This is a genomic window from Erythrobacter sp. JB1-4 (assembly GCF_057365025.1).
In genome coordinates, this window is sequence record NZ_CP200292.1 from 964,575 (window position 1) to 985,618 (window position 21,044).

General features: G+C 55.7%; 12 protein-coding genes. 2 read left to right on the forward strand and 10 right to left on the reverse strand.

All coding sequences use genetic code 11. From position 1 onward, the window contains the following. Positions 1-160: 160 nt before the first annotated feature. The 7 genes from AC0V61_RS04355 to AC0V61_RS04385 form a co-directional block, all read right to left on the reverse strand. Complete coding sequence (locus AC0V61_RS04355) at positions 161-1,450, reverse strand: ABC transporter permease (protein ID WP_486156048.1); 1,290 nt, start codon at positions 1,448-1,450, stop codon at positions 161-163. Next, complete coding sequence (locus AC0V61_RS04360) at positions 1,450-2,193, reverse strand: ABC transporter ATP-binding protein (protein ID WP_486156049.1); 744 nt, start codon at positions 2,191-2,193, stop codon at positions 1,450-1,452. Before AC0V61_RS04360 ends, AC0V61_RS04355 begins: the two co-directional genes overlap by 1 nt. A gap of 8 nt (positions 2,194-2,201) precedes the next feature. Further along, entirely contained in the window at positions 2,202-3,446 is a 1,245-nt protein-coding gene (locus AC0V61_RS04365; protein ID WP_486156050.1) for an efflux RND transporter periplasmic adaptor subunit, read from the reverse strand. Positions 3,447-3,582: 136 nt separating this feature from the next. Further along, a complete protein-coding gene (gene kdsA / locus AC0V61_RS04370; RefSeq protein WP_486156051.1) occupies positions 3,583-4,401 on the reverse strand; it encodes a 3-deoxy-8-phosphooctulonate synthase in 819 nt (272 codons plus the stop codon). Positions 4,402-4,410: 9 nt separating this feature from the next. Further along, positions 4,411-5,727, reverse strand: a complete 1,317-nt coding sequence (locus AC0V61_RS04375) for an RraA family protein (protein ID WP_486156052.1) — start codon at positions 5,725-5,727, stop codon at positions 4,411-4,413. Positions 5,728-5,730: 3 nt separating this feature from the next. After that, a complete protein-coding gene (locus tag AC0V61_RS04380; protein ID WP_486156053.1) occupies positions 5,731-6,723 on the reverse strand; it encodes a KpsF/GutQ family sugar-phosphate isomerase in 993 nt (330 codons plus the stop codon). Beyond that, on the reverse strand, positions 6,720-7,907 hold the full coding sequence (locus AC0V61_RS04385) for a hypothetical protein (protein ID WP_486156054.1): 1,188 nt from the start codon (positions 7,905-7,907) through the stop codon (positions 6,720-6,722). The genes AC0V61_RS04380 and AC0V61_RS04385 overlap by 4 nt, the downstream gene beginning before the upstream one ends. Before the next feature lie 301 nt (positions 7,908-8,208). Between AC0V61_RS04385 and AC0V61_RS04390 the strand changes: the two genes are divergently transcribed. After that, positions 8,209-10,137, forward strand: coding sequence for a methyl-accepting chemotaxis protein (locus tag AC0V61_RS04390; RefSeq protein WP_486156055.1), 1,929 nt, complete (start codon positions 8,209-8,211; stop codon positions 10,135-10,137). Positions 10,138-10,245: 108 nt separating this feature from the next. On the opposite strand, the gene AC0V61_RS04395 is transcribed toward AC0V61_RS04390, so the two are convergent. The 3 genes from AC0V61_RS04395 to AC0V61_RS04405 form a co-directional block, all read right to left on the reverse strand. Then, a complete protein-coding gene (locus AC0V61_RS04395) occupies positions 10,246-13,830 on the reverse strand; it encodes an ABC transporter permease/M1 family aminopeptidase (RefSeq protein WP_486156056.1) in 3,585 nt (1,194 codons plus the stop codon). A 17-nt stretch (positions 13,831-13,847) separates the two neighbouring features. Then, on the reverse strand, positions 13,848-14,744 hold the full coding sequence (locus AC0V61_RS04400; RefSeq protein ID WP_486156057.1) for an ABC transporter ATP-binding protein: 897 nt from the start codon (positions 14,742-14,744) through the stop codon (positions 13,848-13,850). A gap of 112 nt (positions 14,745-14,856) precedes the next feature. Next, positions 14,857-17,499, reverse strand: coding sequence for a M14 family metallopeptidase (locus AC0V61_RS04405; protein ID WP_486156058.1), 2,643 nt, complete (start codon positions 17,497-17,499; stop codon positions 14,857-14,859). Positions 17,500-17,746: 247 nt separating this feature from the next. Between AC0V61_RS04405 and AC0V61_RS04410 the strand changes: the two genes are divergently transcribed. Continuing rightward, on the forward strand, positions 17,747-21,031 hold the full coding sequence (locus AC0V61_RS04410; protein ID WP_486156059.1) for a TonB-dependent receptor domain-containing protein: 3,285 nt from the start codon (positions 17,747-17,749) through the stop codon (positions 21,029-21,031). Positions 21,032-21,044: the final 13 nt, after the last annotated feature.

The window sequence follows — 21,044 nt, forward strand, 5'->3', positions numbered from 1 at the left end:
GTTATTGCCCCTAATCACCCTTGATCGGCTCCATGAGGAACCTTGCATCGCGGCTATGGGGCGGGCGCACAGACAAGTCCGCTGACAAGCAGTGTTACGGTTATGACAAATGCTGTTAGGAGGCGTGGTTAGATGCCGCGCTGGGGCGTCTTGGGTCGGCTTATTCTGTTCGAAGCGCCTCAATTGGCGACAGGCGCGAGGCGCGGATTGCCGGGTAGCTGCCGAAAATCAATCCAAGCATGGCTGAGAAAGCTATTGAGCCGAGCGCCACGCCTATTCCGATAGGAACCGGAAAATCCGCATAAGCGGTAAGAGCCGTCCCCGCGAGCCACGCCAGCACAAGGCCGACCGCGCCGCCAAGGACACAGAGAACTGCGGCCTCGACCAAAAACTGATTGCGAATATCGCTCTTCTTCGCGCCCAGCGCCATGCGAAGCCCGATTTCACGCGTGCGTTCGGTAACGCTCACCAGCATGATGTTCATAATGCCAATGCCGCCCACCAAAAGCGAGATCGACGCAATCGAGACAAGCACCGCTTGCAAAATGCCGGTCACAAAATTGCTTTGTTCGACAAACTCTTCCGTCGTTCGAACGGTAAACGGGCTGACTTCGCCCGGTTTCACCCGGTATCTGTCTTTCAATACAGTGACGATGGCCTCTTTGCCTTCGGACAAAGACGCATCTTCTTGAAAGGCCACAAAGGCGAGCTGTAAATCGTCAGGTCCCGGTAAAGTGTCACCGACGAAACGCTGACGCATGGTGCTGATTGGCATGATCAAAGTGTCGTCTTGGTCATCGCCAAGCGTTGATCCCTTCTCCTCCAGAAGGCCAATCACCCGGAAGGGCACATTGTTGACGCGCACCTTCTCACCAATGGGATCAAACTCGCCAAAAAGGTCTTTGGCAACCGTTCGGCCAAGCACCAAGACGCGGGCAGAAGAGCGCACGTCTGCTTTGGTAATGTACCTCCCTCGGTCGGCAAGTTGGCTTGTCACCTGCCCATACCCGGGAGACGTTCCCACTGCTTGAGATGAGGTGTTTCCTCCCGCTACGATCAAATCAACTTGCTGTCGCAATTGCGGGGCAAGCGCTCGGATATTGGGCACTTCGCGTTCGACTGCGCTGAGGTCGCGCGCAGTAAGCCGACCGCGAATGTCACTGCGTCGCGGAGGACCGCCTTCCTCATTGTTTGGCGCTGGCACAAGGATCGCCATGTTTGATCCAAAGCGGTTGATCGTCTCGGTTACCGCATCGCTCGCACCATTGCCCACCGCAACCGCGAGAGTCACAGCAAACACGCCAATTAGCACGCCCAGCATAGTGAGGATCGAGCGCATCAAATTGGTTCGAAGCGCGGTAAGCGCAATCGCAATGTTGACACCCCAACTGCTGAGGAAACTTGCGCGCCTTGGCTTGGCGAGGTCTGGTTTGGCAGGCGCGCTTGCCATTACGCCTCCTCTGCCTCGGGAGCGCTGGCTGCAATAGTGCGGCCCTCAACGGCGCGGTCTTCGATCACCTTGCCATCGCGAAACTCAATCCGGCGTTTGGCATGCTCTGCGATTTCATCCTCGTGAGTGACCACGATCACCGTAATGCCGCTTGCATTGAGACTTTCGAAGATCGCCATGATCTCCTCACTCGTGCGCGTATCAAGCGCGCCGGTTGGCTCATCGGCAAGCAGGACAAGCGGCTCTGTCACAAGCGCCCTTGCAATGGCCACGCGTTGCTGTTGCCCGCCCGAGAGCTTCGCTGGCGTGTTGAGGAGACGGTCGCCCAGCCCCATATCGATCAGCTTATCCGTTGCGCGGGCTCTTCGCTCTGCTTTCTCAATTCCAGAATAGATTAAAGGCACCGCCACATTGTCGATGGACGACGTTCGCGCGAGCAGATTGAACTGCTGAAAGACGAAACCAATTTTTTGGTTGCGCAGTACCGCCAGATCATCGCTCGTCATGGATGCCGTGGGTGTTCCATCGATCAGGACTTGGCCAGAACTCGGCACATCAAGGCACCCGATCATGTTCATGAAAGTGGATTTGCCAGATCCACTCGTCCCCATGATCGCCACATATTCGCCCCGCTCAATCGAAAGCGAAACCCCGTTGACCGCATGGATCACCTCGCCGCCAAGGTTGTAGCTTTTGACAAGCTCGCGGGTCTCGATGAGCGGATGGCCTGTGGTATCCTCCATGGCCAAGCTTACGATCCCTCATCCGAGCCATCGCCGGTTAGGCTCTTCGAGCGCACAAGCACAGATTGCCCAACTTCAAGCCCGCCAGTGATCTCAACAAAGTCCTCACCCTCAAGCCCCAACTCAACGGGCACACGCCGGGGCTTGTATGGCTCATCGCCGGGAACCCAGACAAACGCCTGTTTTGCACCGTCCCCCTCGCCTTCTGCCCCGTCCTCTTCTTGCTCAGCGCGGTCCTGGTCGCGAGGTAAAAAGCGTGTCGAGGCGACCGGCACTCGCAACACATCTTTCTTAGCGCCGGTGATGATTTCAACATTGGCCGTCATACCGGTCAGCAAAAGTCCATCTGAATTGTCGACGTCAAGAATAACCAGATAGCTCACCGCGTTGCCGTTTTGCGTCGCGGACTGACGAATTTGCTGCACCTTGGCGACGAATTCTGCATCGGGGTAAGAATCGACCGTAAAGCGCACATCTTGGCCTTCGCGCACTTGGCCAATGTCGGCTTCATCCACGCTTGCCTCGACCTGCATCCGGCTTGTGTCTGCGGCAATCGTGAAGAGGTTGGGGGTTTGGAAATTGGCCGCAACCGTCGTGCCCGGTTCCACCAGCTTGTCGATCACAACGCCGCTTGTGGGTGCAATGATACGGGTGCGGGACAGATCGAGCCGCGCTGATTCAAGTTCGGCCATGCTTTGCGCAATCTGAGCGCGCGCGCTTTGGGCTTGGGCCTGAGCGGAGCTGAGATTGGCCTTGGCTGAAACCAGCGCATTCTCGGCCTGATCAAGGCCTGCCCCTGACACAAAGCCTTTCTCAGAAAGCTCTTTGCGGCGATCATATTCACGTGTCTGGACCTCCACATCGGTCCGCGAGCGCGCAATCGAAGCCTCAGCCTGCAAAAGGGTCGCACGCGCGAGGTCCACCTGCGCACGGGCTTGGGTTACGCGGGCGCGGGGCCTCGTGGAGTCAATTTCCGCAAGCAATTCGCCAGCTGCAACAGGCGAATTAAAATCGACATAGACATTGGTGATCTGGCCTGAAACCTCAGCGCCTACATTGATTGTGTTCAATGCGCGCAAGGTGCCGCTTGCGGAGACAACGCGGGCAACCTCACCTGTGCCCGCTTCCTCGACGACATATTCGTAGCCCCGCTCCCTTGGCGAGAGGAGGCCCCACAAGATCAAGATCAGCACCAGCGCAATGACGCCCGTGATGATTGGGTGCCGCTTAATCCAATCCAGCAATCGCTTCACTGTGTATTTGCCCCGTTTCGTTGTGCCGTACAGCCTTACAACGAAATGCCCATGAGGCGAGGCCAAATGACGTCGTTAAGCGGATCAGGTCAGGCAACCACCGAAATCTCTGGGCGTGATGTGATACTTTTAAAGGCTATTGCTTGGCGAGACAATCAAAAGCCAGAAGTGTTTTGAGAAGGCCTTCCATCTCGCGCAATGGGATCATATTCGGGCCATCGCTGGGGGCTGTGTCGGGGTCTTGATGGGTCTCAATAAAGAGCCCCGCAACCCCGATGGCAACGGCGGCGCGCGCAAGATGGGGCACAAACTCGCGCTGCCCTCCCGATGAGGTTCCATTGCCGCCTGGTTGCTGGACCGAATGGGTCGCATCAAAAATCACCGGATAGCCCGTCTCAGCCATAATCGGGACGGCGCGCATGTCGTTGACGAGCGTGTTATAGCCAAAGCTGCTGCCGCGCTCGCACAAGAGGACGTTTGAATTCCCGGTGCTTGCGATTTTGTCTGCCACATTGGCCATGTCCCATGGCGCAAGGAACTGACCCTTTTTCACATTGACCGCGCAGCCCGTGTGACCAGCGGCAAGAAGAAGGTCGGTCTGGCGGCACAGGAACGCGGGGATTTGCAGCACATCCACGACCTCCCCCACGCGCTCGCATTGATGTGGCTCGTGCACATCTGTGATGACCGGACATCCAAATGTGCTGCGGATTTCACCAAACACATCAAGCGCAGTGGTGAGGCCGATCCCGCGCGGTGAATTTATGGAGGTGCGGTTCCCTTTGTCGAAAGAGGATTTGTAGATGAGGCCAAGGCCAAGATTGGCGCAAATCTCACTAAGCCCGCTCGCCATTTCAAGCGCATGATCACGGCTTTCCATCGCACAAGGCCCTGCGATGAGGGTCAAGGGTTTATCGTTTGCAACTTGGAGTTTGCCAATCGTCACACACTTCATCACCGCCTCCTAAAACGCGCCGAACCGGTTCAGGATTTCGCCGGTGTCGAGCCCGCGTGCGGCATTCAATCGGATCTGTGCCTCATTGCTAAGAACCTCCCAGGCGCGGGCCTCAACTGTGTTCCAAGAAGAGCGCGGCACCACAACCACGCCGTCTTCATCGGCAAACACCACATCATCATTGCAAACGGGCACAGTGCCGATTTCAATCGGCTTGTTCATCGCAAGGAGCGTGCCTTCAAACTTGATATCGTTGCAATGACTGGCGTGCGCAAAGACGGGCAGGCCAAGGCGGCGCACGTCTTCGGTGTCTCGCGTCACGCCATCGATTATCGCCCCGACGGCCCCGGCACGAGTGGCAAGCCCTGCGTTAAGATCACCGAAATAGGCTCTCCCCGGCACTTCATTGGCCACCATGATGACATCGCCTTGCCGCACAAAGTCATAGGATTGGAGCGCGCCGTAAATGCCTTTCCAGGCATCGCTGTGATCGTGCGGATCAATCTTGCCCAGTTGCAAGGTTTTGGCCCGGCCCATGATCTTTCCGCCGCTGGTTTGGCGAATATGGGATGGCAGAACCGCGTTGATCTCCATCTCCTTGCAAATGTCTGCCAAAACGGTTGAGGAGAAATGGCCAAGCATCGCGCGAAACCGGGCCGCTTCGGCCGCTCTTTGACCGGCTGCAATGGTCTCAGCAACGGCAAGGTCGGCGTGTGTGTTGATGTCCACCTGTTCGATCGGATCAAGCTCAAACAGGATCGGGTTTGCACCATAGCGCCGGCCTGGAAGCGCGCCGTCTTCTCCCTTGCGCACGATGTAAAGGCTCATCGCCTCGGCAATCGTATCGGGAAGGTCAACGCTGTTGGGTATGCGGCCCTTGCTGTCTGTGTATTCGGGCGCGCCATTGGCCCAGCAATATTGCTTTGCGCGCGTCACGCCCACAAGGCTGTCAGCGTGCGGATTGGCAAGCAGCGCCTTGAGCGCCCGGGTGAGGGTATCTGCCGTTACAAAAGGCGCGGTGCAAAGCACTTGGACCCAGATATCAGCCTCAGGCCGCTGGCTGCACTCCCATGCGAACATCTCATGCCCATCAGTTGCATTGCTGGCGAGGGCTTCGGGACGCTTAAGCCATGTGACAGGCAAATCATCCGCGAGCGCTGCGAGCCCGGCGTCTTCTGTGTCGAGACACACCTCATTGATAAGCTTGCAATCGAGCATTTGTCGCAGCTTGCGCTTAAACAAATGCTCACCGTCAAGGATCGCCCGGTTCTTGCCAGGGACCCGCTCGCTATCGCCTTTGGCCGGTATGAATGCGACAATTTTCATGGGCTATTCCAGTATGTCCTTGGCATGGAGCATACCTTTTAGACGGCCTGCCGTGTCGATGACGGGCATGACAAGCCAGGCCGCCCCGCTCTCCTTTCGCACCGCCAAAACATCGCCAAGACTGGCGTTTTGTGCGATGGTGAGCGGCGCTGTTTGCATAACCGATTGGGCTGTTGCTGAACTGACATCCTCGCCTTGTTCCAACGATCTGCGCACATCGCCATCGACCACCAGACCAAGCAGTTTTTGGTCCTCATCGACAACGCACGCAGCCCCCATGCGTTTGGCTGACATCTCCGATAAAAGCTCCAACATGGGCGTGCACGGCGTTACCGTGGGCAAGTCATCCCCTTGGGCCATAAGCGATGCAACAGGGATTGCGCGGCGCCCAAGAAGCCCTGCTGGGTGGTGCTCCAGAAACTCGTGCTTCGAAAAGCCGCGCTGCTGGCTAACAGCGATGGCAAGCGCATCGCATATCGCAAGCTGCAGTGTTGTGCTGGAGGTCGGAGCCATCCCTAAAGGGTCAGCCTCGGCACTGACCTTGGCAAGGATCGTATGATCGCTTGCATCCGCCAAGGGCGAGACCTCGCGTCCAACGATCGCCACCAAGGTGCAGCTGCGCATCTTAAGCGAGGGCACAATCGCCAAAAGCTCGCTTGTGGTCCCGCTGTTTGAAAGCGCAATGACGCAAGATCGAGGGGCGATAGCCCCCAAATCACCATGGGCCGCTTCTGCCGCGCTGATGAAAGCGCAAGGGATGCCAAGGCTCGAAAATGTTGCAGCCGCTTTGCGGGCGATATGTCCAGATTTTCCGATCCCAGTGAATGTAACGGGCCGGGTCTGCCGGGCTAGCAAAGCGATCACTTCGAAAACCGAAGACTGGAACGGCCCGTCAATAAATCGCGAGAGGGCATCGCGTTCAGCCGTGATGGCATCGATAAATGCGTCCGCTTGACAATCGCTGTGCGCCCTGAAGATTGCGGTGACTGCATTCACGCCGCGATCTCCTTGTGCGTGCCCCATCCGCGGGCGAACACTGAAAGGTTCCTCTCCCACCGGTCAGGGGCAAAAGGTTTTGTAATCCGCTCAAGAATATCAGAACCGGTCAAACCGGGATCATCGGGCAAAACCAGGGTGTTGGCCGCGTGAAAAGCGAACCAAATCCGTGCCATTCCGGTATCAGGAGGGGTCGCATCGCCGTTACAAACCGCGTGTACAAATGCCTCGATGTCGTTGCAGGCGTGCAACCAATCACCTGTGCGAAAATGGGATCGCCGCATGATGGGCGTGCCCCAAAATCCGGCAAGCGAATAACACTTTGAATCGCCTAAAAGGACGCCATCCGCCTCGCGCATTAAGTGCAAGGTGGTCCGCTGTGCGCAAGGGGTCTGTGCGGGCAAAAGACGAACCGCGTGGCGGTTGGCCTCGACCACTTCGGTAAGCGCTCTTTTGTTGACGTAAAGGTCGTTGAGAGGATGATTGGTAAGAGCAAGGAAAGCACGCCCGTCAATGCGTTCGACCATCTCTTGGACCAACTTTGCATTGGGGCGGGGACCCATTTGATGCTGGGTGTAAAAATTTTCTGCATGCTCATACTCAAGCGGTAAAAACAGGGTCGGGCGATCCTCGGGCAACCGCGCCCATTTGCGAAACTCTGCCCGTGTTGGCGCATTTGAATTGGCAGCCTGAGCAATGGTGCCCCAATACGGTTCGATCAGCTGGATCAGCTTGGCACGTTGGTCATCATCCAAGTTTGGCAAAAGCGCGTGGTCAAACGGCGCCTTGGCAAAATGAACCGCGCTCACAGGCAATACCAAAGGGTCAGCGCCGCCTTCAGTGATGTGACGCACGAGCCCCGGAAACAGAGCCGTTGTTTCAACATCAGCCGACCGGCAAAGCACGACATCTGGAGCAAGCGTTGCCACAAACTCAACCAGTCTCTCGCGCTCAGCGGCGTTGGTTCGCATGGAGCGATGGCTTTCATCGGTTACGATATGCCACTTTACCAATGGCAAGTGCGCGCAAGCGTCATATTGCGCCTGACCAAGTCCGGTTCCTTGCCAAAAGATCGGTGCAAGAATGTGAACCTCATCATCCACCGCCAGCTTTTCGATCAGCGGCAAAATGATCCTCTCAAACCACCACGGCGTCACAACCGGTAGATAAAATAGAATGCGCATGACCTGCCCCGTTTGCCCGATAGGCTGTTTGCAAAGTGAGTTGTGAGCCCGATACGTTCGTGCGCGAGAGACGACGTGGACGACGCTACTGACGCATCTTGGGTGCTAGGCGCTGTGTGTAAGGATTGGTTAACCATGCGACTGGGGGAAGACCATTAAGTGGTTCGCCTGAGCGAATGCACCGGCTCTTCAAATTGCAACCACTGTCTAAACGGCAATCACGCAAAACTGCATAACCAAAGATTTCGCCTTCCGTAGCAGGCTTAACCCTATTGGACCGGCTCCAAGCGGAAGGAGATCAATGGTGCTTGCGTCGCTGAGTATAAAGAAACAGCTTATTGTCGGCTTTGCAGCTGTGATCATTCTTCTTTTGGCCATTGCCGGATTTGCAGGCCTAAGAATTGCAACGGTCGATGCCAACCTCACACAGGTTAGCGACGTCAACTCGGTTAAACAGCGCTATGCCATCAATTTTAGAGGAAGCGTCCATGACCGTGCCATCGCGCTTCGCGATGTGGTTTTGGCAAAGTCGCGCGGCGAAGCTCAAAAAGCGATCAACGAAATCCGCTCACTTGAAGCGATGTATGATCAATCCGCAGGACCACTTGATGACATGCTCGCGCCTGCAACCGCTCCCTTGCCCGAAGAACTCGAAATACTCAGCCGCATCAAAGCAACCGAACGCGAGACCAATGCTCTGGTGGAACAGGTCCTTGCGCGGCATAATGCAGGCGATGACGTGGCCGCTGACCGTATTTTGCGTCTCGATGCCGCCCCAATGTTCACGCAGTGGCTGGGTCAGATCAATGAATTCATCGATCTGCAGGAAGCCCGCAATCAGGCAATCTCGGCTGAAACGCGCGCGACCACCGGAAACTTCACTCTCATCCTTGCTTTGGTCTGCCTTGCGGCGGTTTTGTTAAGCGGCTTGATTGTGCGCTGGTCGACCAGAACCGTGCGCAAAATTCCTCAACTCACCGACGCTATTGAGCGTATGGCAACCGGTTCGCGCGGCGTCACTATCCCCTCGATTGAGGACCAGAACGAGCTGGGCGGCCTCGCAAACTCTATGCAGAGCCTTCAGCGCGAACTCACTAAGGCTGAGGCGGAGAAGGAGGCACAAGCGGCACAAATTGTTGAGAGTATCGGGACGGGCCTCGAAAAACTGGCAGCAGGTGACCTGAAAGCGCGCGTGGATGCTGACCTCACCGGTCAGTTTGCCAAGCTTAAGTCGGACTTTAACACAGCGCTCGAGACGCTTGAGCACACAATTTGCGAATTGTCAGGCTCGGCCAAGACCACGAACACTGGCGCTCACGAGGTCAGGGCGGCTTCTGATGATCTGTCCGAACGCACCCAGCAACAAGCAGGTCGTCTTGAAGAAACCGCAGCTTCCATGAGCCAGATCACAACGCTTATCAAACAGACCGCTGAAAAAGCCACGCAAGCCAGCGATGCGATCCACCAGACCGACAACCAAGCGCGCGATGGCGGTTCAGCCGTGGCCGAAGCCGTGGAAGCCATGGCCTCTATCGAGAAGTCATCCAGTGACATCACACAGATCATCGACGTCATTGATGGCATCGCATTTCAAACGAACCTTCTTGCCCTTAACGCAGGTGTCGAGGCTGCCCGCGCAGGCGAAACCGGCAAAGGCTTTGCAGTTGTTGCCAACGAAGTGCGTGCTTTGGCGCAACGAAGCGCAGAAGCCGCGCAGGACATTAAAGACCTCATCACGAAGAGTTCCAGCCATGTCGAAAACGGCGTGAACCTCGTCGGGAAGACAGGTTCAATCCTGCAAACGATTGTGGATCAGATCGGCGAAGTCACCACGCAAGTGAACGACATCGCGCACATGACCAACTCACAAGCTGACAACATTTCGCTGGTCAATTCATCTGTCGGTGAGATGGATCATATGACGCAGCAAAACGCTGCGATGGTCGAAGAAACCAATGCCGCGGCGCGCAACATGTCGAGCGAAGCGGAGCGGCTTGAGAAGATTATCGCCAAGTTCGAGGTGTCGGCCAAAAGCGATGCCGGTTCACAGCATGGCTTTTACAACCCCGCCCCTGCGCCGCTTGCGGTTGCAAAGCCGGCTCGTGTGAGGCCGGTCTTCCCATCCATTCCAACGTCTGCGCCCATCACAGAACCAGCGGTCGCGGGCAACCTTGCTGTCAAACAAGGCCTTGAAGTGTTTGATGACGATCAGGATTGGAGCGAATTTTAGCCCGCAAACATCCCCGGATTGGGCCGGGTAACACAACCTTCCGATACCCGGCTCAGAGCCTTCGCATACCTGCGGTGTGCGAAGGCTCACTGTTTTTGCAGAACGCGACTAACCCGGAGCAACGAGGTTATCATCGGAATTGCGATCAACATATTTGTTGTACGGATCAATCCCGAGCCACGTTGGCCGCTTTTGCGTCACAAGCTTGATTGTCTGCTTACCCGACTTAATCGGGCGGCGCTCCATCGAAAGCACGTTTGCTCTGGCAAATTCACCTGCTCCGGGACGTTGAGTGAAGGCTCCAATCTCGATCTGATCATTAAGATCAGCCTCTGTCTCATTGCCCTCGCCATCGGCATAATATTTGGCCGCAGCAATCGTCAGCGTCGTCTCGAAATTGCCATCATCAAGCTCTTTGACCTCAGCCTCTTCAGCTTTGAGATCGTAGACCGTAATCTTCTGCAACAAGTCGCTGATGAGCTCGCGCTCTTCGTCATTGCGTGCAAGCGAGAAGAAACCACCGACCAAGTCCTTTGAGGTCGCATAGGGCTGGCTCTTGAAACGGAAGCGGTCGAGCAGCTGTGCCAACATCGCATTGACGCGCTCCTCACCCAAACGATCCTGCAAAAGATACATCACCACAGAACCTTTGCGATAGTGGATGTACCCCTGGTTTTCGACCCGCTCCAATGGCAATTCTTCGAGGGCTTCCGACCCGCGCGAGGCAAGATAATTGTCGAGCTCGAACTTCAGGAACCGGCGCATGTCGTCTTCGCCATACATGTCCTTCATCACCATCAATGCCGAATACTGCGCCAGCGTTTCGACCAGCATGGTGCCGCCCTGCTGGTTGGCTGAAATCAGCTGGTGAGCCCAATATTGGTGACCAAATTCATGCGCCGCGATGTAAGTGACATAGTCAATTTCGCCCGGGTTCGCGAGGCTGGCCAAAAAGCCAAGATCTTCTGACCAAGGCATCGTTCCTGCAAAAGCCTGAGCAAAGCTTGCATAGCCCGGGAACTCGATAATCCGAGCATAGTCAAACTGATAAGGGCCAAAATTGGCGCGGTAGTATTTTAGCGATGCATCCATCGCCTCCATCATCCGCTCAGCGTTATATGGGTGTTTTGGATCGTAATAGACCTGCAAATTCACCCCGTCGGCATCCCTTTCCATTGTCTCATAACGCGCAGACTGGATCGAGAAGAACGCCAGCACAGGTGCGGTTGACTGGAACGTTGCAATCCTGCGATCGCCTTCGACCACATCAGAAACCCGTTTACCCGGCGCAATGGGCACCTGATCTGCCGAAGTCGACAAAGTGATGCTAGAATTCACCCAATCGGCATCGCCAATGTAGTTTTCATCATGGGCATGCTCATCTTCGAGTTTTGCCGGGCGCAGTTCAGGTTCAAGGCCGTGGCTGCGCCGTGTGGCCCGATCTGTAAGCAATCCTTGCTCATTCATCCCGATTTGCGGCGTGAACTCGGAATTGTTGAGGAAGGTCCCGTTTTTGACCAAACGCGTGCCATACCCGCTTGTGCTGAGCGCTTTGTGCCAGCGTTGGCTTTTAAACGTCAGGCTTGCCGTTTCGTCTGGCGCCAAAGGCGTGTCAAAGCGGTAGATGCGGTGTTGATAGGTCTCGTCATTGTTCTCCAGCGTTGCCCCTGGAACATCCACTTCAAGCAGTTTGCTATCGGCATCGACGAGGCGCACATGAAGCGTTTCAACAGGAGCGCCTGTGTCATTGATCATGGTGTAAGTGCCCGATGCCTCCATCCGCCTCTCTTCGGGATAAAGATCCACAGCCAGCGCCACGTCGGTCAGCGATGGCTGTTTAAGATCGGCATATTTGAGATACTCTTTCTCATAGTCGGCCAACATCTTTTCCTGCGCATCGCTGTTGCGATAGGTGTTCTCGACATTCATCTGATTGTAGAGAAATGCCCCTGTACCAACAGAGGTGAGGACACCCACAAGACCAAGCGCACCTGCCACAGAGATAGCACGGCGCGGAAGCGCTTTGAGGCGCGGCATCAGGCTGGTTTCCGTCCCGCGCCGCCACATAAGGTGGGCAAGGACGGCCATAAGCAGAGCCATTCCTCCGAAATAGAGCCTGAGCCACCAGCCAAGTTCGCCCGCAACAGCGTCTGCATTCATATCGGAGACCGGATTTGCAACACCGCCGCCATACAAAAGAAGCGGGTGGTCAAATCCAATGCCAGCAAAGGTTATGGTTGCCACAATGTAGAGCACCATAATGCCCCAGCCGACATATTTGTTCGGGCTTAGCGCTTGGACAAAGACCGATAGGATCGCAAGTTGGAGCAAGTCGACGGTGAAGGGCAAGACGTACCACATAAGGTATTTGCCGATCTCGAAGTCGAAATAGCCACGGCTTGCCTGCACCGCCATCGCTGCGATTACCGACACCATCAAGGTGGCGAACAGAACAAGGGTCACTGCAATGGTCTTTGGCACCATATAGGCCCAACCTGGCAGCGACGTGCTGTCGATGACCTCGTGGAATTTGCGATCCCGGTCCCGCCAGACAAGTTCACCGCCGTAATAGATCGCGATAATAAGAGGGATGATGCCAAAGGTGCCTGAAATAAGCTCGATCAGCGAAAACGTCGCAGGGATACGAGGCGTGCCATAGGTTTCAGTGCCAAAAATGAGCGCAGCAAGGCAGTTCACTAATCCCAAAAGCAGCAAGACTGAAAATGCCGGGCTGCGCACGACTTGGGAAATCTCAAACCGGGTGGTTTTTAAAAGGCGCTCAAAAGCTGCTTGCTCGGGCCGAGTTGCGGGCAAAACGGCGACAGTCTTGGGCTGTGTGCGTGCAAGTTTCTGCGCTTTTTTCGCAAGTTTGCGTGCTTGGCGCGCCGACACACCCCGGTCTGCAAAACTGAACCGCCAAAGAGCAAAACCCAAGGCAACAATGGCAATGACAAGAGCAAACACACGGTTGAACAACATCGTGCCCGTCAGTGCGGGCAGCTGTGTGTTGAGTTCTGACACCGTCCAATAGCGCGTCTCATTCGACACCGCTGCAAGGCCCAAGGGCTCAAACATTCCGGCAATGTCACGATATTCCGGTTCACCGCCGACGATTGCATTGAAGGTGAAATAAAGCACCAGAAAGCCGACCACGGCGACATAGGTGTACATCATCGAGCGCGTGACGGTTGCGACTGCAAAGAAAATTGCGCTCAGCATGATAACGCTGGGTGCGGCAAAGAACACATAGCTGTTGAGATAATACTCAAGCTGGTTGGGGCCGACGGTTTCCTGATCCAACCATGGGGCCAAAGAGCCAAGGAAAATCGCAAGAGGGATTGCTGCAAATGCGATCAGTGCAACAAGGAGCGCGCCTGTAAAGCGCCCCATGAGATAGGAGAATTTGGTAACCTGCGTCGAGCGCACCATCGGCCCGAAACCGCTGTCATCATCGCGAACCACGACATTTGCCACAAAAGCTGTTGTGACAAACATGAAGAACAGGCTCATTATCTGCTGAACCTGAAGAATTGCTGCGGGGCTGTTTATCTTGACATTGCCCCCGCCGCCAATCGTGAGCTGGTCCCAAACGGTTGCCCCGAAGGTCAGCAGGAAAAAGATGATAAGCGCCACCCAGAAAACCGGATTGCGCAATTGGTAACGCAGCTCAAAAAGCGCGATGGAACCGAACATGGTTGCGTCTCCTCGCTTTATGCTGCGTCAGTTTCAGGAACGGCGCGGCGCGCCTGTGCAAGGGTGGAGAAATAAACATCCTCAAGCCCGCCATCGACAGCGGCAAATCCATCACCCGGATCATGATCGCACAAGATGTGAATGATGGTTTCGCCTGCAAACAAACGGGTCGAAATGACCTCATACATATTGCGATAACCATCAAGCTCGCCGCGCTCGATGGTTTTAGCCCAAATCGTGCCCACGGCCCTCGTCATGAGCTCTTTAGGCGCGCCTTCAAGCTTGATCGAACCGTTTACAAGAACCGCCATCGACGGGCACAAATCCGCCACATCTTCGACAATGTGGGTTGAGAGGATGACCACCACATTCTCGCCAATTTCAGCAAGGAGGTTGAGGAAGCGGTTGCGTTCTTCCGGGTCAAGGCCCGCTGTGGGCTCATCAACGATGATAAGATCGGGATTGCCGATAAGCGCTTGTGCAATGCCAAAACGTTGTCGCATTCCGCCAGAAAAGCCTGCAATCGCTTTCTTGCGAACATCCCAAAGGTTGACCTGATTGAGCAGTGTTTCAACCGTATCCTTGCGCTCACCCCTTGCTCCAATGCCTTTAAGCACAGCCATATGATCAAGCATGTCATAGGCTGACACGCGGGGATAAACGCCAAAGTCTTGCGGCAAATAGCCAAGCCGTTTGCGCAGATCCTCAGGCTCTGCAAGGATATCGAGGCCATCAAAGGTGATCGCACCCGAACTTGGCGTTTGCAGCGTTGCCACTGTGCGCATCAGGGTGGATTTGCCCGCACCATTGGGGCCAAGCAACCCGAACATCCCCTTGGGGATCGTCAAAGTCACATCATCAAGCGCGCGCACGCCGTTGGGATAGATGTGGCTGACATTCTTCAATTCGAGCATGAGTAGACCCCTTCTTAAGCGGCCTCACGCTAGAGGGGTGTATTGCCCGTGTAAAGCACCAGTTCAAAAGTGCTCTATCAATGACATATCGAGCCCGACAAATGCCGACAGCTTAACGAATGCGCGATGGGGCAATAAGAACCGCGTTGGCGATCAACAGATCAAGACCATCGAGATAGGCCCGCGTCGAGGGGTCATGGGCAAAGCCAATGGTCAGCCCGCGCCCTGTGCCTTGTGCCATCATATAGGGTTTGAACGCCATCTGGCGGCGGTTTTCATCCCACACATAACCGCTTTCAATAAGGGCATCTGGCGCTGCAAAACGCATGACATTGGTGCCATCTGACCGGTCGAGCGGGGTGAACACAGTCGATCCGCTTGCAAGAACCACCGCACCATCGTCATAGCCCGCTGACAAGAAGTGCTCGGTATCGGCAACGGTATTGAGCAATGCGCCCGGCAAGGTGTCAGGCAAGGCCTCCTGATTGGCAATGGCCTCGCGATATTCCTCCTCGTTTGAGATTTCCTGCGCCCTTGTGAGTGAGCCTGCATCCTTTTGGTCATCATTTGCAGAAAGACCCAATGCCGCCTCGCGTTCGATGGAAAGCAGCGGGCTATCCCCTGACGCCACCGCTCCAAGAGAATTGCCTACCGCGACCAGCACTCCGCCGCGCGCCACATACTCGCGAAGATTGCGAAGGCCGCTTGCGCCCATTGTGCCGCGCGGTGATCCGTTGGGGATCAGCACAACATCGTAATCAGATAGATCAGCGCGGCCAAACCGGTTGGTACGGATCGGCACGACAGGCAGGCCTAGGCGCTGTTCAAGCACAAAACGCAAAGAGCCCGCGCTCAGTTGAGAGATGCCTTCATCCCACGCAATCGCGACTTTAGGCAAAGTCAAACGCACGAAAGCAGAACTGCCAAGATTGGGCCCATCTTCAACCCAGCTATCAGCAATACCAACCGTCTCAGCGCCAATTTCGCGTGCCAGCTCTTGCAAACGCGCCATTTTTTCAGGCGAGTTCATCGCGACCGGGAAAACCACGGTTCCGCGCGGGAATGTGCGACCGTTTTTGGTGAAAGCTTCATCGCTTGCCCGCCCTTCAATACCATCGCTCAGCGCAAGGGTAACAAGGCGCGCTTGCCCGCTGTCGGACCACGGAACCGCAACCGCGTAGGCAGCGGAACCACTCGTCACAGGGGCAACAGGTTCGCCGCCGGTCATTGGCTCACCGCCAACCGCGCGATTGCACAGGTCGACTTTGACGCCCGACATGGCTCCGACAGACCAGGCCGTTACATCGTAAAGCTCATGTGCCAAATCCTGGCTGCGCCGCTTTTCCTGTTCGAGGATAAATTCGCGCGGCAATTCGGTGTCTTTGTCGAGCAGGCTACGCACCAGTTTGCCTGCTGGCTGAGCTTGCGGCACCGCGATATAGCCATTGGGATAGGACCGCCCGCAAACGGTGACTGAACCCGATTGGCGAACAACCTTGATGCCTTGCGTGGCAAGCCTGCGCCCAAGACGCTCTGCATTCCAGCGACGGCTGGATAGGTCGATGATATAGGCCCCCGACCCTGTCGCCCCGTTTGCGTTTGCCCGGCGATATTGCGCATAATCTGCCAGGAAACGGTCTGCGTTCACTGCCACCGCCTCAGCGGTTGAAAGGCTTGCGATGAAGTGGTTTCTGACCGTGGTTGCATAAGGCAAAATGGTGCCATCGCGCCGGTCCCAGATTAGGCCCCGGGCAGAACCTTGTTCATAGGTCATGCCAATCGCGCCTTGGTGGGCATTCCAGGTATCGCCATAGCCGGGATAGAAAAGGTCAAAGATTTCGCGCGTGAAATAGGGTTCACCGATCCGATCAAAATGGCGCGCATTGTTGCGTCCGATCAGCTCATACAAAGAGAGCTGCTCTGGCGTGATATTGGGGTTCACCGGATCGGCTGCTGGCGCAAAGAAATAGGTCTGATCGCCGCCCATTTCATGAATATCAGCAACCACCACAGGGCTCCACTCGCGAAGAGCCGCAACCTTGCCGCGCGTCTCAGGCTGGCTCAATGTGAACCAATCGCGGTTAAGGTCGAACATGTAGTGATTGACCCGTCCGCTTGGCCAGGTTTCATCATGCTCGGCCGCCTGACGATCACCAATTGGCGTCATGCCCAATGCATTACGAAAATGGCTCACAAAGCGCGCGCGGCCATCCGGGTTCTGAATAGGGTCCAGCACCACAATGGTATCTGACATGATCTGTTCGACGCGCGGATCATTTGTGGCTGCCAGCAGATGGTATGCCATCATGATGGCGGCATCGGTCGAGGCAATTTCATTGCCATGCACAGAATACGCAAGCCACGTGACCGGCAGGGCGTTACCATTGCTCGCACGGCCTGCGGCGATATTGGCAATATCGGCCTGAATATCATCAATGCGCGCCATGTTTTCACGCGAGCTCAGCACCAGATAATGCAGCGGGCGGCCCTGCCAACTGGTCGCATATTCAACCATCTTGACCCGGTCAGGCGCGGCATTCGCCAGCGCTTCGAGATACCGCACTGTCTCTTCGGGATTGGTGATGCGCTCGCCGGGCAAGTGTCCGACAACCTTTTCCAGCGTGGGAATGGCCGGATCAAATTCAGCTTGTGCGTATGACTGGGCCGAAACTGAGCTTGGGGAAGCTGTCAGCGCGAAGGCTGCAGCGGCTACGCAGAGGGCAGCAATGCAGCGCCTGTAGGTTTTAGCGATCATCCCTTGGGTCTTACCCAATAAGCCAAGGAGCGCAAGAGAGTGCGTACAAGAGCAGGCATGAGGTCAGAAGGCGGCCCTTCATCCAGAACGGGTGTGCTCAAATAATTGCCCAATGCACATGCAGGTTGTGCCATTATAGCAACAATCTTGCAAATAACAGGGCGCAGAAGATGGATTCTGTTGCTGTATTCTTGACACACTTTGGCCAGCGAATGACCATAGCGTCAGAACAAAAAAGGAAGCGAAGATGAAACCTCTCAAATTCTCTGCGCAAGCCCTGCTGCTTGCCGCGTCAAGCGCTGTGCCGTTTACGGCATATGCTCAAGACGTGACCTCTCCCTCTCAGGAACTCGAAGAATCAGACCGCATCGTTGTCACCGGTTCGCGCATTGCGACAGATTCGACCACATCGCTGCCAAGCCCCGTTCAAGTTGTCACCGTAGAAGAACTCCGTAACGCAGGTGAGATCGATATCTCGCAAACCTTGCGTGAGATACCTGCGCTCCAAGGTTCCGATCCCGCCACGCTTTCAAGCGCGCAAGGCCTCGCTCTTACCGGCGCCAGCACATTGAATTTGCGCCAATTGGGCACCAACAGAACTCTCGTGCTCCAAGATGGCCGCCGCCATGTGCCCGGTATTGAAGGGACCGCCACCGTTGACGTGGGCTCTATTCCATCGGCGCTTATTGCAAATGTCGAAGTTCTCACCGGCGGTGCATCGGGCGTTTACGGCGCGGACGCGGTGTCTGGCGTTGTGAACTATATCATGCGCGATGGCCGCGATTTCGACGGCATCGAATTCCGTTTGCAAGGCGGGATCAGCGATGAAGGTGATGCTGAGGAGTTTTATGGCTCCGTTGCTGGAGGCGGGACCTTTGGTGATGGCCGCGGTAGCGCGGTGTTCGCCGTGGAATTCTCAAGCTCTGGAGGTATCCTTAACGGGGATCGCCCCAATATTGCAGGTCCCGGGTTTTCGTCTTTCAACCCAAGTAATGCGTTCTTGAACAATCTTTTGGGTCTTGATCCAAATTCTGAGAACGCATTTGTGCCTGATCGGCGCTTGCCGGTGTCCAGTGCAGGTTCAACAATCGCGCTTGATCCCACGCCTTTTGCATTCCCATTTGGCGCCCTGTTGTCATTTGTCAGCGACTTCAACCCTGCAACCGATACCGTGCCAACGATTGGCGGTACGGACATCCCCGTGCTTCAGATCATTGATGAAAACGGCAATCTCAGGGCCTTCAACCCCGGTATTTCAACCGGCGCATTCAACGCGAGCGGAGGTGACGGGATTTTCATCGGGAACACAGCGCCCGGCCTCACCCTCATTCCTGAACTCACCCGCTTTAATGTCGCAGGCGGCATAGACTATGAGATCACCGATAACCTGACCGTCTTTGCAGACGCCAAGTTTTCACGCGTTGAAACAAGCAATATCGCAGGCATCCCGTTTTCAGATGACATTCCAATCGCGCTCGACAACCCGTTCTTGCCCCAAGCGTTGGTTGATCAAATCGCTGTGGTCGATGCCCTTGGCCCGGACACACCAAGCATCTTTGTAGCGCGCGATAACGTCGGCTCTGAAGTCAACACCGGCACCGACATTGAACGCACAACCATGCGTTTTTCTGGCGGCTTGCGCTGGGAAGCGACCGATAGCAACATCGCACTCGAGGCGTCATATTCGTATGGCCGAACCGACATTGATGACACCTTCCGCAATGCGCGTCTCAACGACCGCTACTTCACAGCGATTGACGCAGTCGCTTTGACGCAAGCTGATATCGATGCAGGCATTCCAACGCTCAACGCAATTCGCAATGGCGAAGATATCTCTGTCACCACGGGCACTGCGCAGGTGGGCGACATCGTTTGCCGCGCTGAATTGACCGGCAATCCCTCACCAGCTGCATTGTTTGTGGGCGGTCCGCCACTCGACGCCGATGGCAACACCCGCGCGGTCACATTCGCACTTGGTGATGGAACCTGCGCACCGATCAACATTTTGGGACAAAACTCAATCAGCGGGGCTGGCGCGGCCTTTGCGTTCTCAAACCTGTTGGACACAACCGATATTGAACAGCAGCAGTTCCTCGCTGTTCTTTCAGGCGACACAGGTCACTTCTTCGAGCTTCCAGGTGGTCCAATCGGCTTTGCCGCTGGTTTTGAATATCGCCGCGATGATTCGCAGTTTAACCCTGATGCCTTCTTCCAAATCGAAGGCGACGTGGTCACCAATAACGGTGACATCATCTCGCCGTCACCAACCGATGGACAAGGCATCACGGTCTATGAAGGCTTTGGCGAAATCAGGCTGCCGCTGCTTGCCGATTTGCCATTCGTCGAAAAGCTCGAAGTATCAGCCACAGGCCGTATCTCCGATTATAACACCATCGGTAGTACACAGACCTATTCCTTCGGTGCCACGTACAGCCCGACCGATTGGTTGACCTTCCGCGGCACCATCTCGCGTGCAATCCGGGCGCCAAACATTGGCGAGCTTTTCGGTCCGCAACAGGCCGCTTTTATTGGCGTGGATGCTGACCCGTGTGATGATGGCAACATCAACAACGGCAGTGTCAACAGGCCCGCAAACTGTGCCCAATTCGTTGCAGCTGGCTTTGATTCCTCCGACTTCCTCACCGCTTTGGTGCAAGGGACCACCGGTGGTAATCCGGACCTGATCGAAGAAACCTCTGATAGCTTCACTGTCGGTGCCATTTTTGAGCCACGCGGGTTCATGGACGGCCTGGTTGTTATTGCCGATTATTACGACATTGAGATCGCTGACGCTGTTGGCAGTCTCACAGGCGCGGCAATCGCGGAAGCTTGCGTCGATTTGCCATCAACAGACAACCAGTTCTGTAATTCGATTGTGCGCGATCCTAACAATGGCGGTGCGATCTCAGACTTTACCTCAGGCAACATCAACCTGGCGTTCTTGCGGGCTCGCGGTATCGACTTTGAAGTTCGCTACAACTTCGATGCTCCATTTGGGAACGGTGACTGGGGTGAATTCCAGTTCCGGGCGGCAGGCTCGCATTTCCTTGAGCGCTTCACCGAAAGCGACCCGATTATCGGCGAGACTATCGCGGCTGAAACCGATCCGCTTCAGCAACAATTGCTGATTACAGACCAAGCAACGGTCAGCGATCTGCTCGGTGTGATTGGCAATCCGGATTGGATTGTGAACTTCGGCTTGAACTGGGTAAACGATCGCTGGACTGTTGGCTGGCGGACACGCTTTGAAGACAACACATTGCAGCGCTCAAACGCGGACAGCACCGATGTGGCTATCGTGGACGGGGCGGTCGTGGTTTCTGAAAACACGGGCCTGCTTGATCCATCGCAATTCCGCACCGGCAATGCCTTCGAACATGATTTCAACTTCAGCTATGATGTAAGAGACAATGTGCAGCTGTTTGGCGGGGTCAACAATGTGTTTGATCGTGAACCGTTCCTTGGCAGCCTTGCTCGCCCGGTAAGCCCACGCGGCCGCTATTTCTTCCTGGGTTTCTCAGGCGAATTCTAAGCCCGGTGTAATT

What these genes read in the sequence shown, in the direction of transcription:
- AC0V61_RS04355 (WP_486156048.1), bottom strand. Translation starts at nt 1,450, where the DNA reads ATGGCAAGCGCGCCTGCCAAACCAGACCTCGCCAAGCCAAGGCGCGCA.
- AC0V61_RS04360 (WP_486156049.1), bottom strand. Translation starts at nt 2,193, where the DNA reads ATGGAGGATACCACAGGCCATCCGCTCATCGAGACCCGCGAGCTTGTC.
- kdsA (WP_486156051.1), bottom strand. Translation starts at nt 4,401, where the DNA reads ATGAAGTGTGTGACGATTGGCAAACTCCAAGTTGCAAACGATAAACCC.
- AC0V61_RS04375 (WP_486156052.1), bottom strand. Translation starts at nt 5,727, where the DNA reads ATGAAAATTGTCGCATTCATACCGGCCAAAGGCGATAGCGAGCGGGTC.
- AC0V61_RS04385 (WP_486156054.1), bottom strand. Translation starts at nt 7,907, where the DNA reads ATGCGCATTCTATTTTATCTACCGGTTGTGACGCCGTGGTGGTTTGAG.
- AC0V61_RS04390 (WP_486156055.1), top strand. Translation starts at nt 8,209, where the DNA reads ATGGTGCTTGCGTCGCTGAGTATAAAGAAACAGCTTATTGTCGGCTTT.
- AC0V61_RS04395 (WP_486156056.1), bottom strand. Translation starts at nt 13,830, where the DNA reads ATGTTCGGTTCCATCGCGCTTTTTGAGCTGCGTTACCAATTGCGCAAT.
- AC0V61_RS04400 (WP_486156057.1), bottom strand. Translation starts at nt 14,744, where the DNA reads ATGCTCGAATTGAAGAATGTCAGCCACATCTATCCCAACGGCGTGCGC.
- AC0V61_RS04405 (WP_486156058.1), bottom strand. Translation starts at nt 17,499, where the DNA reads ATGATCGCTAAAACCTACAGGCGCTGCATTGCTGCCCTCTGCGTAGCC.
- AC0V61_RS04410 (WP_486156059.1), top strand. Translation starts at nt 17,747, where the DNA reads ATGAAACCTCTCAAATTCTCTGCGCAAGCCCTGCTGCTTGCCGCGTCA.